Origin of the sequence: Roseiarcus fermentans, assembly GCF_003315135.1 — a bacterium.
GTDB lineage: Bacteria > Pseudomonadota > Alphaproteobacteria > Rhizobiales > Beijerinckiaceae > Roseiarcus > Roseiarcus fermentans.
In genome coordinates this window covers 1-2,475 of sequence record NZ_QNRK01000074.1, presented here as the reverse complement: position 1 = coordinate 2,475, position 2,475 = coordinate 1, and the positions used below count along the sequence as shown (strand labels likewise).

Below are 2,475 nucleotides of genomic sequence, written 5' to 3'. Positions count from 1 at the left end.
GTTCGAGTGCGCTCTGGGTTGGGAAATCGCAGGGCGGTACAATCAGGAGATACATAGCGCGCTTCTGCGTCCGCCCATTGCGGTCTGGGACGAACACGAGGCGTCGACCCCACTGAGAATGCCAAAAGATCGAATGGCTTTCTGGGTGTCGTTCCTTCCCGACGCCTATCGGAAGCTGAGACCGGACGGCATCTGGATTCATGATCTCCCCTATTGGTCGAACGCCCTGTCGGCCGAGGTCGGCAGGCACGCGGGGGACTTGTTGATCAAGTATGACCCCCGAGACGTGTCGCGGATTTTTGTCCAACACCCAGTTTCGGGCCATTTCTTGGAGGCACGCGCGCGAAATCTCGGATTCCCTGCGATCAGCCTGCGTGAATGGAAGTTGGCGCGGAAAGCGGTGCTGAAGAAGGGCAGGGGAGAGCGTGACGACGACCAGATCATGCGAACGGCGCTCGCCCAACGCCAAATTGTCGCCGACGCAATCGCCAGGACGGCGGCGGCGCGCAAAACGCCACCACCGTCTCAAATAGTCGGGGATGACTTCGACGCGGGATCGATGACCGGCATCGACTCACGCATACCTAGCGCGTTGGAGCTTTTGGAACGACAAACCGATGTTCAAGCCAAGCCACCTGACGGATGAAGCGGCGAACATCCTTTCCGGAGCGACTGACGAGCGGGTCTATTTTATCCAATCGAAGCGCTGGGTCGCCTATCCAAGAGCCGTCCAGATTCTCGAGCACTTGAACAAAATGCTCAAGCATCCGCGCACCACGCGGATGCCCTCGCTGATCGTTTACGGCGACAGCGGCATGGGAAAGTCCATGCTGGTCGACAAGTTCAAAGCGGACTGCGCGGCGGGCTCCGCAGCCGACTCGGCGCCAAACCGCAACAAAGTCCTCGGCGTCGAGCTGAGCGGGCGCCCCACCGAGCGAAGACTCTTTTCTCAAATCCTCGCCGCTGTGGACGCGCCCCACAGCCCGCGCGCTGGCATCGTCGATGTGGAGCGGGGCACCCTCAACATACTTCGCGAGATCGGCGTCCAAATCCTCGTCATCGACGAGATCCACAATATCCTCGCGGGGTCCTGGCGCGAACAGCGCATCGTCCTGAACACCCTTCGCTTTCTGAGCAACGAGCTGAAGGTTTCGCTCGTCTGCTTTGGGATCTTGGAGGCGAGGGACGCCATCAACGGCGACGTTCAATTGGCGCGCCGCTTAGACGCGGTCACTTTGCCGCGATGGACCGCCGACAAAGAGTTCGAACAGCTCGTCCTCGCAATCGTGCGCAATCTCCCTTTGCGGGAGCCAAGCGTGCTGACCGTGAAGGGCCTGCGCCGCGTTCTCCAACTCAGCGGCGGCGTCAGCTCCCGCATTTTTCGCATGCTCAACGACTTGGCGATTCAGGCGATCGAAACGGGCGAGGAACGCATCACCGACATGTCCGTCGAAACCTATAAGCCGATTTCGGAAAACGAGGTGGCCTTCCAATGAGCGGCGGGATCGAGGCCAACGCCAAACCCTTGCCGGTGGTCCTCAAGGCCGCGCGCGATGAATTGCTCTCGTCTTGGCTTGCCCGGCACGCCCGGTTCTACGGCGTAACGGGTCCATTCTTTGCGAAGTGGCTCGGCCTGGGCGACATCCGGCTCTCAACGCTCGACCATCGTCTCGGCTTGGGGCAGGTCACTCGATTGGCGGAAAAGTTCCGCTGCGATCCCACCGCGCTGATCGACATGACCCATATCGACAAACGTGACGGCCGAGTTGGCGAGCTCATCAGCCGCGGTAGGCAACCACAAATCTGCCACAACTGCGCCGATCGCTACGCGCAAGACGGCGCGGAAGGCGCTGTTTCAAAACATTGGAGCAAGGCGTGGCGAATTACGTGCCCCGTTTGCGGTGTCGCCCTCACCGACACAAACGAGCATCGCGGCAGTCGGGTGACGCTCTTGGAGACGACGCCGTTCGAAGGCCTATGGCCAGAGGCCGTCGCAGGCGAGTGGATCGTCGAGAAATATCTCAGCGACGAGCGACGCGAAGAACAGTCCCCGATCGCAATCCTGCGGCTGCTGTTGGTTCAGACTTGGAAGCCCATCGCCGGCGATCACGAACATCCTGTCGTCGGATGGGTTTTGGGCACGCTTTTCCCGGAATTTGATGCGCGCGCGCGACCCATCAAACGGCTCGTGACGCATGCCGCGATCGCCACGCTTCCGATCGAGTTTCGACCGGCGCTGCTCGCCGGGCTGGCGCGCGTTGCGGCCGATCCGGCGGTGATCCACGATCTACGAAAAGCGACTCTTCTACGAGGCCAACGCAACTTCGATAAATTCTGCCGTGAGGCCAAACTCGAACTGCCAGAGGCAGCCGCCTCAAGCCATCAATAGTGAGAATTCTGCCAGATGCAATTCTCACTATTGATGGATATTGCCGAAAATGTTTTCAAATTCTCACACCAAGATGGCTCCTGACA

The 2,475-nt window shown here is 60.0% G+C and carries 3 protein-coding genes; all 3 read left to right on the top strand.

Going from position 1 to position 2,475, the window contains the following annotated elements; all coding sequences use genetic code 11:
- On the top strand, window positions 1-646 hold a 646-nt coding region (locus tag DFR50_RS31020; protein ID WP_210209097.1), incomplete at its 5' end, for a Mu transposase C-terminal domain-containing protein.
- The gene (locus DFR50_RS31015) at window positions 618-1,496 is read left to right on the top strand and encodes a TniB family NTP-binding protein (protein ID WP_113894191.1); all 879 of its coding nucleotides are present in this window, start codon (window positions 618-620) and stop codon (window positions 1,494-1,496) included. The genes DFR50_RS31020 and DFR50_RS31015, both read left to right, overlap by 29 nt.
- Window positions 1,493-2,389, top strand: a complete 897-nt coding sequence (locus tag DFR50_RS31010; protein ID WP_113894189.1) for a TniQ family protein — start codon at window positions 1,493-1,495, stop codon at window positions 2,387-2,389. Before DFR50_RS31015 ends, DFR50_RS31010 begins: the two co-directional genes overlap by 4 nt.
- Window positions 2,390-2,475: the final 86 nt, after the last annotated feature.